The following is a 14,496-nucleotide window of genomic DNA, read 5'->3' as shown; positions in this document are numbered from 1 at the left end:
CATTCATGAAACGCCGTCACTTGTTTGGTGCCGCCGCTGCCCTGCTTGCCTCCCTCAGCCTCGCAGGCTGCAACGACGAAAAGAAAGTCGAACCCTCCGCCGAGCCGAAGGCCGCCGCCAGCGAAGCCCCCGAGACCTACAACTGGAAAATGGTCACCGCCTGGCCGAAGAACTACCCGGGCCTGGGCACTGCCGCCCAGCGCTTGGCCGATAGGGTCGAGGCCATGAGCGATGGTCGCCTGACGATCAAGGTTTATGCCGCAGGTGAGCTGGTTCCCGCCCTCGAAGTGTTTGATGCCGTCTCGCGCGGTACCGCCGAGCTAGGCCATGGCGCGGCCTACTACTGGAAGGGCAAGGTGCCCACCGCGCAATTCTTCACCTCGGTTCCGTTCGGCCTGTCGACCAGTGAAATGAACGCCTGGCTGACCCGCGGCGGCGGTCAGGAGTTGTGGGACGAAGCCTACGCACCCTATGGCGTCAAGCCTATGGTCGTGGGGAACACCGGCATGCAGATGGGCGGTTGGTTCAACAAGGAAATCAACTCGCTGCAGGACCTGCAGGGCCTGAAAATCCGCACCCCAGGCCTGGGCGGCGAAGTGCTGACCCGTCTCGGCGCGACCACCGTCAACATGCCTGGCGGTGAAGTGTTCACCGCGCTACAAACCGGCGCGATCGACGCCACCGACTGGGTCAGCCCGTACAACGACCTCGCCTTTGGTCTGCACAAGGCCGCCAAGTACTACTACTACCCCGGCTGGCAGGAGCCCCAGGCCGTGCTGGAGCTGTTGATCAACCAGAAGGCGCTCGACACCCTGCCGGACGATTTGCGCGCCATCCTCACCGAGGCGGCCGGCGCCGCCAGCCGCGACATGATCGACGATTACGTTTATAACAACGCCATGGCGCTCGAGCAGCTCAAGCAACAAGGTACGCAACTCAAGCGCTTCCCTGACGAGGTGCTGAACGCCATGCGCGAGCAGTCCGACGTCGTCCTTGGCGAACTGGCCGCACAAAGCGAGCTGAATGGCCGCATCTGGGCCTCAATGAAGGCGTTCCAGGCGCAGGTCAAGCCGATGCACGAGATCTCCGAGAAAGAGTTGTACAACTGGCGTTGAGTCAGACGATCCGTTGCGCTTGTCGGTGAGCCGGCAAGCGCAACGAAGCAAAAGCCCGAAACACTCTATGACTGGCGTGCCCGCACCGGGCCATGCACCATCAGCGCCGTATCATCATCCATTCAGGAATACCAAATGCAACGTGTGCTCAGCATTTTCATGGCCCTGTGTATCAGCCTGACCTTCAGCCTCGACGTTCACGCCAAGCGCTTCGGTGGCGGCAAGAGCTTCGGCTCGGCGCCCAGCCATCAGACTCGCCAGGCACCCCAACAAACTCAGGCGGCGCCCAACCAGGCTGGCCGTCAAACTCCCGCAGCTGCCAGTGGCGCGTCGCGTTGGCTCGGCCCGCTGGCCGGTCTCGCCGCAGGTGGCCTGCTGGCTTCGATGTTCATGGGAGATGGCTTCGAAGGCATCCAGTTCATGGACATCCTGATCTTCGGCGGCATTGCCTTCCTGTTGTTCCGATTCCTTGCGGCGCGTCGTCGCCAGCAGCAACCGGCCATGGCCGGACACGGAAACGCACCGATGCAGCGCGAAATGCCTGCCCAGCAATCGATTTTCGGCGGCGCTAGCGCTGCACGTCCGGCTGCCGCACCGGTGATCAACGCGCCGGCCTGGTTCAACGAGCAGAACTTCGTGGCGGCCGCTCGCGAACATTTCATCTCGCTGCAACAGCATTGGGATGCCAACGAGATGGACAAGATCAGCGAGTTCGTCACGCCGCAGCTGTTCGAATTCCTCCAGCGCGAACGTGCCGAGATCGGCGACGCCTATCAATCCACCTACGTTGACGACCTGCAGATTCAGCTCGATGGCGTGGATGATCAGGCCGACAAGACCGTCGCCACCCTGACGTTCGTAGGCGTGTCGAAGAACTCACGCTTCGACCAGGGCGAGCCGTTCAGCGAAAGCTGGCGCATGGAGCGTGCACAGGGCGAGAACCAGCCTTGGCTGGTGGCCGGCATCCGCCAGAACGCCTGAACTGAGGTTTGACGCGACTCCGCTATGCACAGAGTCGTTTGATAAAGAGCCCCGCCGTACTGGCGGGGCTTTTTATTGCGCGCTTGCTTTGCTTCCTGAACGCAACGAACCGGCAGGGCCCTGCCCGACCGCCGCCCATGGCTGAATAGAGGCTGCCCTACAGCGCCTGTCAGCACGCCGATCCAACACACCCCCACCGGCTCCAACCCTTGCCCATCCTGGCGAGGCCATCTGAACCCTGCCAGCAAATGGACGTCTATGCTGTTCGCATAACAGCAATAGTCGAGAGGTCCTGCGTGTCAGGCAGCATCGAAACAAGGGTTGGCGCCACTGCTGTAGTCAGGGCGGTGTGTTCACCGCACGCCAGTACTGGTTACACCCGCGATGAATAGCGTTCGCCTACCTTCCGTCGACAAGCTGCTGCGCGCTCCCGCCTGTGCGCCGCTGCAACAGCGTTACGGACGTGAAGCGCTTCTCGGCACCCTGCGCGACCTGCTCGACGAACTGCGCGAACCCGCTCGCCACGGCCAACTGGCTGCGCTGGAGCTGTCAGAGGCGGTGCTTGCCGGCCGCGCAGGCGAACGCCTGGCCAACCAGCACCGCAGCCGCGTACGCCGCGTGTTCAACCTCACCGGCACGGTGCTGCACACCAACCTCGGCCGCGCGCTGCTACCTGATGAAGCCATCGAGGCCATCTCGCTGGCAGCGCGTTATCCAATGAATCTCGAGTTCGATCTGGCCAGCGGCAAGCGCGGCGACCGCGATGACCTCATCGAAGGCCTGATCCGCGAATTGACCGGCGCCGAAGCCGTCACCGTGGTGAACAACAACGCCGCCGCTGTGCTGCTTGCGCTGAACAGCCTCGGCGCGCGCAAGGAAGGCATCATCTCCCGTGGCGAGCTGATTGAGATTGGCGGCGCCTTCCGCATCCCCGACATCATGGCCCGCGCCGGCGTGAAGCTGCACGAGGTCGGCACCACCAATCGCACGCATGCCAAGGATTACGAAGCGGCGATCAATCCCCGCTCCGGCCTGCTGATGCGTGTGCACACCAGCAACTACAGCGTGCAAGGCTTCACCGCCAGCGTCGCCACGGCCGAGCTGGCATCCATCGCCCGCGCCTACGGCCTGCCGCTGCTGGAAGACCTGGGCAGCGGCAGCCTTGTCGACATGTCGCGCTGGGGTCTGCCAAAGGAATCCACCGTTCAGGAAGCCCTGCGTGATGGCGCTGACATCGTCACCTTCAGCGGCGACAAGCTGCTTGGCGGGCCGCAGGCTGGGCTGATCGTCGGCAGCCGCGAGCTGATCCAGAAGATCAAGAAGAACCCGCTCAAGCGCGCCCTGCGCGTGGACAAGCTCACCCTCGCCGCGCTGGAAGCCGTGCTCAATCTGTACCGTGATCCGGACCGCCTCGGCGAGCGGCTGACCAGCCTGCGCCTGCTCAGCCGCCCGCAGCATGACATCCGCGCCCAGGCCGAGCGCATCGCGCCAACAGTGGCCACCTCCCTTGGCGAAAGCTGGCAGGTGGTTGTCGAGGATGCGCTGGGCATGATCGGCAGCGGCGCCCAACCGGTTGCACGACTGCCAAGCGCCGCGCTCTGTATTCGCCCGTTGCAACCCCGCCGTTTGCGCGGTCGCAGCCTGCGTCAGCTCGAAGAAGCGCTGCGCTGCCTGCCAATCCCGATTCTCGGCCGGGTTGCCGACGACGCCCTCTGGCTCGATCTGCGACAGCTGGACGACGAGCCGGCCTTCCTTGAACAGCTGCCGCATCTGCAACGGGAGCTGGCGTCATGATCATCGGCACCGCCGGCCACATCGACCATGGCAAGACGGCTCTGCTCCAGGCGTTGACCGGGCAGGCCGGCGACCGGCGCCAGGAAGAGCGTCTGCGCGGCATTACCATCGATCTCGGCTACCTCTATGCCTCGCTGGGCGAACCCGACCTGACCGGTTTCATCGACGTGCCCGGTCATGAACGCTTCGTGCATAACATGCTTGCCGGGGCCTGCGGTATCGACTGCGTGCTGCTGGTCGTCGCCGCAGATGACGGCGTTATGCCGCAGACCCGCGAGCACCTGGCCATCGTCGAGCTGCTGGGCATTCGCCGTGCACTGGTGGCACTGACCAAAATCGACCGGGTCGAGCCATCGCGCATCGCCGAAGTGCAGCTGCAAGTCGAAGCGCTGCTGGAGGCTGGGCCGCTCTGCGGCGCGCCGATCCTTCCGGTGTCCAGCGTGTCCGGCGAAGGCATTGACGCCCTTCGCAGCCAGTTGCTCGAGCAGGCCAGTGAAGTGCGCGTGCGCCGCGAAGACGGCCATTTTCGCCTCTCCATCGACCGGGCGTTCAGCGTGACCGGCGCTGGCGTGGTCGTGACCGGCACCGCCTTCGCAGGTCGCGTCAAGGTGGGTGACGAACTGAGTCTGGGGCCATCCGGGCACAAGGTCCGCGTCCGCGGATTGCATGCGCAGAATCAGAAGACGCAGGAGGCTCAGGCTGGCCAGCGCGTCGCCCTCAACCTCAGCGGTGACCGACTCTCGGTGGCTGATATCAGACGCGGCGATTGGCTGGTGACGCCCGAACTGCAGGTCGGCAGCCAGCGTATCGACATCGAATTCACACTGCTGCCCAGCGAAACCCGCGAATTGCGCCACTGGACACCGGTACACGTCCACCTTGGTGCCCAGGATGTCACCGGCCGTATCGCCCTGCTCGAAGGCGAATGTCTGGCGCCCGGTGGGCACGTGCATGCGCAGTTGCTGCTCAATGCACCCGCGCATGCCGTGCATGGCGACCGCGTGGTCCTGCGCGATCAATCCGCCCAGCGCACCCTTGGCGGCGGCCGCGTCCTCGACCCCTTCGCACCGCCACGCAACCGACATCGTCAGGCGCGCCTGGCTGTGCTACGCGCGCTGGCCGGGGACACACTGGAAGATATTTTGCCCGGGCTGCTGCCGAGCGCCCTCAAAGGTTTGGACCCCACCTTGCTGGAACGGCAGTTCAATCGTCCCCGGCAGACCTGGCGGTTGCCAGACGAAGCGCTGGAGATCCATACACGGCAGGGCCGGAGACTGTTCGAACGCGGCACCTGGGATTACCTCGGACAAACGCTGGTGGCGGCTATGCAGCGCTTTCACGAAGCCCAACCGGACGAACTTGGGCCGGATCGTGATCGCCTGCGCCGCTACGCCCTACCTCAGCTTGAGCGACCGGTCTACCTGGCGCTGCTGGAAAGCCTGCTGGCGGTTGGCACCATCGAAGCCAGCGGCCCGTGGCTGCACCTTCCCGGACACCGGGTTCGCCTGAGCGAGGAAGAAGAAGCCCTGAAGGCCCGGCTCTGGCCATTGCTCGAAGCGGCGCGGTTCAACCCGCCCTGGGTTCGCGACCTCGCCAGCGCGCTGAATGTCGAGGAGGAGCGCATCCGGCACCTGCTGCGCAAGCTTTCGCGCATCGGCGAGTTGCAGCAGGTCGTCAAAGATCTCTTCTACCCCGATGCGACCATCCGCCAACTGGCCAGCCAGGTACTGGACATGGAGCGCCAGTCCGGCGTGATCCGCGCCGCCGCCTTCCGCGACCAGATCCAACTGGGCCGTAAACGCAGCATCCAACTGCTCGAACATTTCGACCGCATCGGCCTTACCCGTCGGTTCGGCAACGAACGCAAGGTGCGACGCGACAGCGCCTTGGCCTCGGAGCCCGAGGTCAGGTAGGCTGCTTATTAATCTCCAGTCCAGACCTCATTCGAGGCCTCGCTGGAAGGCAATCGCACCCGGTGGTGCGGCCGGGCTTCAAACCCGGTTGGGGGCGGCAGCCGTTCCTGGGTGGGTTCGACTCCCACTGCCTTCCGCCAATATCCCTGGCAATCACCAATCTCCTTCACGCTCGCGAAATGCTTTTTCCTACAGGCTCTTCCTTTAACCCGGCGCCCGACTCGGCTAGGTTTTTCAATCGTACGGATGTCCAACGCCTTCTCCCCCGATCAAGTGCCGGTGGGCAAGTAAAGGTGGGGCTGTGACAACACGTACTCTGCGGAAAGTGAGCGCCAACCATACGACAGCATGCACCCGGGGAAATCAAAACCGCCAGCCGAGCCCGGGTAGCGCGCCCGCCCGCTACATACAGGCCATCCGGCTCGCACAGCCTGTACTGTCCCGCATTGCGTTAGATTGCATGCGCAGGGTGGTTTCGGCGGTGATGACGATGCCGCGGCGGCCGGCTTGGCATAGGGTGGCGTATTGGCTGACGGCGTTGGCGGAGGCGCCGCTGAAGCTGCCTTCGATGCCGGCGTTGTTAAACCGCGAGGCGGCGCTGAGGAGACGGTCGACGATGGGTACAGTAAGGGCCAAGCAGTATTGCACACGCACTTTCAGCAGGTTGGCGTCCTGAATTCCGATGCCGGGGCGGTACATGAGGTTGTCGTTGGGAATGGCGTAATCGGCCTTGCTGCTGTCCCATTGGCCAAAGGCGCTGAAGTCGCCGAGGTTGGGGCTGATGCGGGTGATGCGTATGTAGTTGTCGACCTCGTTGCCGGCTTGCAGGTGGGCGCGGGTTTTGTCGGCGTCGGTGTTCTGGTGGGTGAACATGGGCGTGAGGCCACGGATCAGCCCACGGCGCAGGCCATCGTAGCTGGCGTTGTTCACCGCGCCCAGGCGCGCGGCCTGGAAGGTGGCGTAGTTGAGGGTGCTTTTGGCCGAGTAGATAAAGGCCGCCTGGATGGTGCCGAAGATCAGCATGATCACCACAGGCGCAACTATCAAGAACTCGACCATGGCCTGGCCGCGCTGCTTGCGCTTGAGCATGGCGGGCGCCCTACGGCTGCTGCCGCACATCGAAGAGGTCCATGACCGCCTCGGCTTTTCTGACGATGGGGGCGATTTGCGGGTCCCGGGTGTCGATGTGTTTGTACATCTCGGCGACGCTGTAGTTGACCCCTTCCAGTTGTAGGAAGATCAGGTTGTGCCAGGCCTTGGCGTGTTTGGGGTCGCGCTGCAGCGCTTCGCGGTAGGCGGCGATGGCGGCGTCTATCTGCTTTTGCTGGGCCAGGCTGTTGCCCAGGCGGTAGCGCACGTCGGCATCCTGCGGCATGGCCTCGGCCAGGGTGCGAAAGCCCTCGCTGGCGCTGGCGTAGTCGCCGGCCGCGTAGGCGCTGCTGGCCTGTTTTTGCAGCGCCAGCAGGTCGGGCTGGGCCAGGGGAAACTGGCTACAGGCAGCCAGGGACAGTAGCAGGCCGGCGAGCGTCAGGGAGCGGATAAACATAGGTCACCTTCTTCGATGGAGAGGCGTCGGGCTTCGCCGGCGGCCAGTTCGATAACGCTGCGGGCGTGGCGGCAGGCGGCCATGCGCCAGGGCTGCAGAGCCTCTACTTGCTTGATGACGCGGCCGCTGGCATCGAGAAACAGCAGGTCGATGGCATAGCCCATAAACCAGCTGTGCACCGCATTGCAAGGTTGCAACCAGTGGCCCTGCAGCGCGCCGGGGCTGGGCCGGCCGAGCAGGCCACGGGCGCGCTGCCAGGGGCTGAAGGCTCTGAACACTTGCAGTTCGACGAGCAGGCGTTCGCCGCGCCAGACCTGTACCGGGCGTATGTGCGCGCTCATCCCTGGCCCATGAATTTGACGGCAATCGGGAACAGCAAAATGACGAAGGTCAGCGGGAAGATGAACAGGATCAGCGGAATGATCAGCTTCACCGGCGCCTGCATGGCGGTTTTCTCTGCGCGCTGAAAGCGCTCTTCCAGGCGTTGCTGGGCCTGTATCTGCAAGGTCTGCTTGAGGCTGGAGCCCATCTTCTCGGCCTGCACCACGGCGCGCACGAAGGTGGCGATGTCCTTGAGGTTGACCCGTTGCTCCATGCGCCCCAGGGCTTCGGCCCGCGGCAGGCCCGAGCGGATATCGCGCAGGACGATGCGGAACTCGTTCTTCATCGCGCCGTTCGGGCCCTTCTCCACTGCCTGCTGCAGGGCGCCGAGGAAGTTCTGCCCGGCGTCCACGCACATGGTCAGGTATTCGAGGAAGATCGGCAGGTTACGCACGATGTCGCGGTCGCGGCGCTTGCGCGTGTCGCTGATCCACAATTCCGGCAACACGGCGCCGACCAGGCTCATCAACAGCAAAAGCGACCAGATAACACCACTTTTGCCGCTGAGCATGGGCAGCAGCGCCACCAGCGGCAGCACAATCGCCAGCACCAGGCTGAGGGCGAAGTAGTCTTCCGGGGTCAGCACGTAGAGCGCGCCGGTGCGTTGCAGGCGCCGGTCCAGGCGGTCGAGCAACGGCGCCGGGAGGACGGCGCCGACGAAGTAGGCGACCAGGCGCACCAGCGGCCAGACCGGTTTCATCAGCGGCGGCACCGGGTCCATGTAGGTGCGGCTTTCGCTCGGCACGAAGCGGAACAAGGCGGCGAACATCAGGATCAGGCAGGTCAGGGCCACGCCGAAGCCGGCGCTGCTCATCAGGGCGAGGAGTTCGGTCATGGCGCTAGGCATCGATCTGGGTGATTTTTTTGATAAAGGTAAAGCCGAGAATCTCCATCACCACCATGCCGGCCAGGACCATCAGGCCCACGCGGGTGGTGTAGAGCTGGCTCATCGCCTCGGGCTCGATCACGCTGAGAATGCCGGCCAGGAAGATCGGCAGCATGGCCATAAAGATGCCCTGGGCACGGCCCTGGGCGGTGAGGCTGTCGATCTTGCCTTCCATGACTTTTTTGCGGCGCAGGGTGGTGGCCATGCCGGTGATGGTTTCCACCAAGTTGCCGCCCACCTCGCGGCTGATGCGCACCGCCGAGCTGGCCATGACGAACGACGGCAGCGGCATGCGCTGCTCCATCTTCACCAGGGCCTCCTCCAGGCTGACGCCCAGGCGCACCTTTTTCATCAGCAGGCCGAACTCCTGGGACAGCGGCGCGGGCGATTGCTGAACCAGATTTTCCAGGGCCATGTTCAGGCTGGCCCCGGACTGCAAGCTGCTCGACAGCAGCATAAAGGCGTCCGGCAGTTGCTCCTCGAACTTCTGCATGCGTTTGCGTCGCAGCATCTTGAACAGCATGCGCGGCACAAATAGGCTCACCAGCGCACCGCCCAGGGTGATGACGCTGATATGAAACAACGCATGCAGCAGCAAGGGCACGATCACCAGCAGCATCAGGTTGAGCACGAACAGTTGCTGGCCGCTGGCGAAGATAAACATATCGGCCAGCTCCACCTCGGCGTTGGCGCTGAACTGGCGACGGTAAAAGCGCATGTTGACCGAGACGTTACGCCCGAACACCAACACCAGGGAAAAGATACCGACGCCCGCACAGGTGAGGCAGAACAGCAGCAACAGGGTGTTCATCCGTTGACCTCCAGCGTGGGTTTGAAGATGCCCATGTCCAGCGGCACGCCACGATTACGCAGGGCCTCGTAGAACTCCGGCACCTGGCCGGTGGCCTGGTAGCTGCCCTGGATGCGCCCGCCCTGGTCGAAGCCGTGCTGGCGAAAACAGAAGATCTCGTTGAGCTGGATGGTGCCCTGCTCCATGCCGGTGACCTCGGTGATGCTGGTGATGCGCCGCGAACCATCGCCGAAGCGCGATTGCTGGACGATCAGTTGCACCGCTGAGGAAATCTGCTCGCGGATCGCCTGCAGGGGCAGGTCCATGCCGGCCATCAGCACCATCACCTCCAAACGGCGCAGCATGTCCCGTGGGGTGTTGGCGTGGCCGGTGGTCAGCGAGCCGTCGTGGCCGGTGTTCATCGCCTGGAGCATGTCCAGCGCTTCGCCGCCCCGGCACTCGCCGACTACGATGCGGTCCGGGCGCATGCGCAGGCAGTTGCGCACCAGGTCACGGATGGTCACATGGCCTTTGCCCTCCATGTTGGCCGGGCGCGACTCCAGGGACACCACATGGGGCTGGACCAATTTCAGCTCGGCGGCGTCTTCCACCGTCACCACTCGCTCTTCGGGCGGGATGAAGTTGGAGAGGATGTTCAGCAAGGTGGTCTTGCCCGAGCCGGTGCCGCCGGACACCACGATGTTCATGCGCTGCTCCACCGCCGTGCGCAGGAAGTGCACCATGGGTTCGTTGATCGAGCCATAGCGCAGCAGGTCGTCGGTGGTCAGCTTGTGCTGGGAGAATTTACGAATGGTCAGGCACGGCCCACGCAGCGCCAGGGGCGGGATGATGGCGTTGACCCGTGAGCCGTCCTTGAGCCGCGCATCGACCATCGGCGAGCTTTCGTCGATGCGCCGGCCCAGGGGCGAGATGATCCGCTCGATGGTGGCCATGACCGCCGCATCGGAGCTGAAGTTGACCGCCGAGCGTTCGAGCCGCCCGGCGCGTTCGACATAGATGTCGTCATGGCGGTTGACCATGATCTCGGTGATGCTCTCATCGGCCAGCAGGTCTTCCAGCGGGCCGAGGCCGACGGCTTCGTCGAGGACGATCTTGTGCAGCATGGCGCTGTCGAGGTTTTTCGGCAGGCGGCTGCGGATCTGCTCGAGGATTTCATCGACCAGCTCGGCCAGGCGCGTGCGCACCTCGTCGTGGGACATGGTGTCCAGGTTCAGGCGGCGCAGGTCCATAGCGCGAAACAGCTCGCCGGTAATGTACTTCGACCACTCCATGTAGGCGGCCTGGTCGCCTGCGACGCTGATCACCACCTCGGGCGCCTGAATATCCAGCGGCGGCGTCGGATCGTCCAGCTCGCCGCTCAGCGAGCGCACACGGACCAGGTAACCGCCGATGCCGATCAGATCATCCGGGGTCAGCGGGCCATGGCGCTGCACCAGCCGACCGTTCACCTCCAACTCGTAACCGCGGCTGATGTCCTCGACGAACAGCCCGGCCAGGGACTGCTCGATGCGTGCGTGCAACGGTGCGACCTTCCAGCCGCGCAAGCGCAGAATGCAGGTGCGCGCCTTGCCCAGCTCACACTGCGGCGCGGTGCAGGTGAGTGTGTCGACCGCCTCGCCATTGCGGTAGGTAATGTCTAGTTCAAACATGGCTGTGCCCCGCTCACTCCAGCAACCCGGTTTTCAGGGCCTCGCCAAAGCGCTCTTGCATGCGCTCGGCGCGTTCCAGTTCGCGCTGATTGACATTGCTGGTGCCATCGGTGAGCAGTTGCGGGGTGATGAAGATCACCAGTTCGGTTTGCCCGGCCTTGAGGCTCTTGTTGCGAAAGACAGGCCCCAGAAACGGCAGGTTCATAAACCAGGGAATGCCCTCGTAGGTGCTCTGATCCTCACGACTAACCAGACCCGAGAGCACAAGGGTCTCGCCGACGCGCAACTGCACCTCGTTATCGGTGCGGCGAGTTTTGAAGGCCGGGTAGTCGCCCACCTGATTAGCCTTGTCCAACTGGCTGACCTCCGCCGAGACCTTGGCGGCGATGCGGTCCTTCCCGTAAATCTGCGGGGCGATGCTTAGCATGATGCCGAAGTCTTTGTATTCCACCGAGGAGCCATTGATGCTGCTGGTGATCACCGGGGTCTGCCCGCCCACGGTCAGCTCCGCCATGCCGCCACTGCGCGCGCTCAGCCGCGGCGAGGCCAGAGTCAAGGCCGAACCATTGCGCTCCAGCAGATTGATGGTCGAGGTGATATTTGTGGCGATACCCCAGAAACCGCTCGTGTCGCCGGGCACACCGACCCGGCTGCTGCCACCGGAGACAGCGAAGCCGGCTGTCGGCCCGCTGATACTGTCACTCCAACTGACGCCCAGTTCCTCGACATCGTCCTTGGTGAACTCGGTGATGCGCACATCGAAATAGATCATCGGCGCGACGAACTGCGACATCGGCTGGGCCAGAATCAGCAGCTCCGGGTAGCGCGCGCTGAGCAGTTTGATGCGCTCGATATCGATGACGTTGAGGTCTCCATCGACCACGATCTGCCGACCCACCGGTTTGATCGAAATGCCCGGAATCTGCCCGAGCATGGCCTGCACTTCGGTCAGCATCAGCCCGGAGTCAGCCTTGGTCGCCGCGCCGGTCTGCTCTTCGGCCAGCACCAGTACGTTGTCGTAGAACTTCACTGCGTCTTTGACCCGCTCCAGGTCGGTGCTGTACAGGCGCCCTTCCATCACCACCTGGCGCCCGACCGTGCGAATGCGCAGGCCGGGAATATCGGCGAGCAACTGGCGCAGTTCACCGACCTGGCGATAGCCGTTGGCTTTCACCACCACCACGCCGATCTGCTCGCGATGGCCGTCCTCGAACCACACCTGCACGGTGGTTTCACCCTCCGCTTCGGCAACCAGCACCATCTCCTGGTTCTTCAGCAGCGTGGTGCTGAGGATCTCGGTGTTGCCGACCGCCAGGCGCTCGATACCAGGCGCTTCGAGCACGCGCACATCGCCTTTGTAGAGGGTCAGCTGGGTCGGCAGGCTGTCGTCAGCGGCAACCCCCTGGGCGGCCCCGCTCATTACCAGCAACAGCGTCAGCCATTGCGCTTTTATCATCGTCATATCGAGCCCTAGCGTTTCTTATGTGCAGCGGCTGCGTGGCCGCTGTGCTGGCAGATCGGTGTTTTATTCCAGGCGAATGCTTTGCATCGGTGTGATACCGCCCTTGCCGGTCCCCCCTGGGATGAACTGCACCAGCCGGCTTGGCGTAACCTTTTGCTGCGCTTCATCGCTGCCACGCTGGCTGGTGCTCGCCAGTTGGCGTTGCGGTGTAACGCTGACGCCTACGGCGATCACCTTGCCGTCGGCCGCTACCACCTGACCGTCAACCAGGGTGCCAATCGTCCGGCCCTCGCTGTCGATAACCTGATCGCCCAGGGTCGTTCCCAATAGCTTGCCGCTGGCATCGCGCACGACATTGCCACGCTGCACCACCTCCTGGCCCTTGGCATCGAGCACCGCACGCGCCACCTGGCCGAGGTCCTTGCCGTCCAGGCCGATGGCCTTGCCGTCCTTGAGCTGCCCGACTACCTGACCGTTGGCATCGACGATCTGGTTGCCCTGCACCCGGCCAATCACTTTGCCGCTGGCGTCGCGCACCACCTCGGCCACCTCGCCTATTTCCTGGCCCTGGGCATCGACCAGAATGCTGGCCACCTGGCCCAGATCCTTGCCGTCCAGACCGATGGCTTTGCCGCCCTTGAGCTGCCCGAGCACCTGGCCGTTGGCATCGACGATCTGGTTGCCCTGCACCCGGCCAATCACTTTGCCGCTGGCGTCGCGCACCACCTGTTGTTGACGCGCCGGCTGCCCGGGATCAGGTTGTGCGCTGGAGAGGCTCATATCGACAACGTGACCGCGCGCATCCAGTGCGACATTGCGCTCCACCCGCCCCAAGGCTTCGCCTTTAAGGCCCACCGCCACACCATCTTTCAGGGTGCCGATGGGCTTGCCGCTGGCATCAATCACCTGGCCATCGACCACCCGGCCGACCACATTGCCCTGGGCATCGCGGACCACATCGGCGCGCTCGCGCACGCGCAACAGCGGGTCATTGGCGGCCACCTGTTCGAGCACCTGACCGAGGCTCGCGCCATCGAAGCCCACGGCCTTGCCATCGACCATCTTGCCGACAATCTGCCCAGAGGCATCGACCACGTTGTCCCCGACGATACGGCCGACCAGGTTGCCGCTGCTGTCGAGCACCACGTCGATGCTTTCAGCCGGGGGCGGGTCGAGCAGGTTGGCCACGGTGACCTGGCCGATGGGGCTTAAGCTGGTGTCTTTCGGATGGCGCAAGACCGCGACCAGCTCGCCGCTCTTTTCCGCCAGTTCGACCCGCGCCACCTGCAGGGGGCTGAGCATCAGGGTGACGGTGGAGAAGTTCATATTGAAGCCGTCGGCCGAGTTCTGGTCGTAGAAGGTTTCGTACTTGCGCCCGCTGGCGTCTTCGCGCCCGGCCGCCAGCAACACTACGTTCTCCAGCACGCTGATGATCACGTCGTCGGCGTAGTTGGGCTGCTTTTGCAGGCCGATGTCGCCGGCGCTGAAGTTGCCAAGCAGGTCGATATGGTCGCCGGGGCGCAGCAGGCCATCGAAGGAGTTGATCTTGCTGATCTTCACCGTCTTGGCGCGCTTACCCAGCTCGACGTTTTCGGAAAAGCGCGACACCGCACTGCCCTCCACGGCGCTCCAGGTAATCGGCTTACCCTTTTGCAGCGGCGTAGTGACCATGCGCCCTTCGAGCGTCTTCCAGTCCTGGGCGAGCACGGCGCCGGAGGGAATGAAGGCGGCCGGTACTTCGAGCACCGCTACCTTTTCCTTGGTCATGACCTCGGCTTTGGCGATGTCCAGGCGCGGCACGATCAGCGCAATCTTTTGCTCGACCACCGGTTTATAGGCCTGGCGGTATTGGTCTTCCTTGTTTTTCAGGTACATCCAGGCCGCGCCCGTTGCCAGGAGCCCACATACCACCGCAATGATGACCAACTTGCTTGCCGATACCGCTTGCATTCCCACTC

The 14,496-nt window shown here is 63.8% G+C and carries 12 protein-coding genes and 1 tRNA gene; 5 read left to right on the top strand and 8 right to left on the bottom strand.

The features are described from left to right. The first annotated feature begins 5 nt into the window (after positions 1-5). The 5 genes from ACIGHL_RS09465 to ACIGHL_RS09445 all read left to right on the top strand — a co-directional run bounded on the left by ACIGHL_RS09465 (position 6) and on the right by ACIGHL_RS09445 (position 5,943). On the top strand, positions 6-1,115 hold the full coding sequence (locus ACIGHL_RS09465) for a TRAP transporter substrate-binding protein (RefSeq protein WP_128119642.1): 1,110 nt from the start codon (positions 6-8) through the stop codon (positions 1,113-1,115). Between the two features lie 135 nt (positions 1,116-1,250). Continuing rightward, positions 1,251-2,096, top strand: coding sequence for a Tim44 domain-containing protein (locus tag ACIGHL_RS09460; protein ID WP_064481234.1), 846 nt, complete (start codon positions 1,251-1,253; stop codon positions 2,094-2,096). Between the two features lie 384 nt (positions 2,097-2,480). Further along, a complete protein-coding gene (gene selA, locus ACIGHL_RS09455; RefSeq protein WP_128119643.1) occupies positions 2,481-3,890 on the top strand; it encodes an L-seryl-tRNA(Sec) selenium transferase in 1,410 nt (469 codons plus the stop codon). After that, positions 3,887-5,803 (top strand): selenocysteine-specific translation elongation factor, encoded by a 1,917-nt coding sequence (gene selB / locus ACIGHL_RS09450; protein WP_128119644.1) that lies wholly within the window; start codon positions 3,887-3,889, stop codon positions 5,801-5,803. Before selA ends, selB begins: the two co-directional genes overlap by 4 nt. Before the next feature lie 44 nt (positions 5,804-5,847). Further along, a tRNA-Sec gene (locus ACIGHL_RS09445) sits at positions 5,848-5,943 on the top strand. Positions 5,944-6,205: 262 nt separating this feature from the next. Here ACIGHL_RS09445 and ACIGHL_RS09440 read toward each other — a convergent pair. The 8 genes from ACIGHL_RS09440 to cpaB form a co-directional block, all read right to left on the bottom strand. After that, on the bottom strand, positions 6,206-6,892 hold the full coding sequence (locus ACIGHL_RS09440) for a TadE/TadG family type IV pilus assembly protein (protein WP_181689973.1): 687 nt from the start codon (positions 6,890-6,892) through the stop codon (positions 6,206-6,208). Between the two features lie 10 nt (positions 6,893-6,902). Then, entirely contained in the window at positions 6,903-7,349 is a 447-nt protein-coding gene (locus ACIGHL_RS09435; RefSeq protein ID WP_128119646.1) for a tetratricopeptide repeat protein, read from the bottom strand. Beyond that, complete coding sequence (locus ACIGHL_RS09430) at positions 7,331-7,690, bottom strand: DUF192 domain-containing protein (protein WP_128119647.1); 360 nt, start codon at positions 7,688-7,690, stop codon at positions 7,331-7,333. Before ACIGHL_RS09430 ends, ACIGHL_RS09435 begins: the two co-directional genes overlap by 19 nt. Further along, positions 7,687-8,565, bottom strand: coding sequence for a type II secretion system F family protein (locus ACIGHL_RS09425; RefSeq protein WP_128119648.1), 879 nt, complete (start codon positions 8,563-8,565; stop codon positions 7,687-7,689). The genes ACIGHL_RS09430 and ACIGHL_RS09425 overlap by 4 nt, the downstream gene beginning before the upstream one ends. A 4-nt stretch (positions 8,566-8,569) precedes the next feature. After that, positions 8,570-9,427, bottom strand: a complete 858-nt coding sequence (locus tag ACIGHL_RS09420) for a type II secretion system F family protein (protein WP_128119649.1) — start codon at positions 9,425-9,427, stop codon at positions 8,570-8,572. Then, complete coding sequence (locus ACIGHL_RS09415; RefSeq protein ID WP_128119650.1) at positions 9,424-11,076, bottom strand: TadA family conjugal transfer-associated ATPase; 1,653 nt, start codon at positions 11,074-11,076, stop codon at positions 9,424-9,426. The genes ACIGHL_RS09420 and ACIGHL_RS09415 overlap by 4 nt, the downstream gene beginning before the upstream one ends. Before the next feature lie 13 nt (positions 11,077-11,089). Continuing rightward, positions 11,090-12,538 carry a type II and III secretion system protein family protein gene (locus ACIGHL_RS09410; protein ID WP_128119651.1) on the bottom strand — a complete coding sequence of 483 codons (1,449 nt, stop codon included), beginning with the start codon at positions 12,536-12,538 and terminating at the stop codon, positions 11,090-11,092. 63 nt (positions 12,539-12,601) lie between these two features. Then, positions 12,602-14,488 (bottom strand): Flp pilus assembly protein CpaB, encoded by a 1,887-nt coding sequence (gene cpaB, locus ACIGHL_RS09405; protein WP_128119652.1) that lies wholly within the window; start codon positions 14,486-14,488, stop codon positions 12,602-12,604. Positions 14,489-14,496: the final 8 nt, after the last annotated feature.

Origin of the sequence: Pseudomonas sp. NPDC077451 (genome assembly GCF_044543345.1) — a bacterium.
Classification (GTDB): domain Bacteria; phylum Pseudomonadota; class Gammaproteobacteria; order Pseudomonadales; family Pseudomonadaceae; genus Stutzerimonas.
The sequence above is the reverse complement of the archived record's forward strand: the minus strand, read 5'-3'. Positions and strand labels throughout refer to the sequence as shown.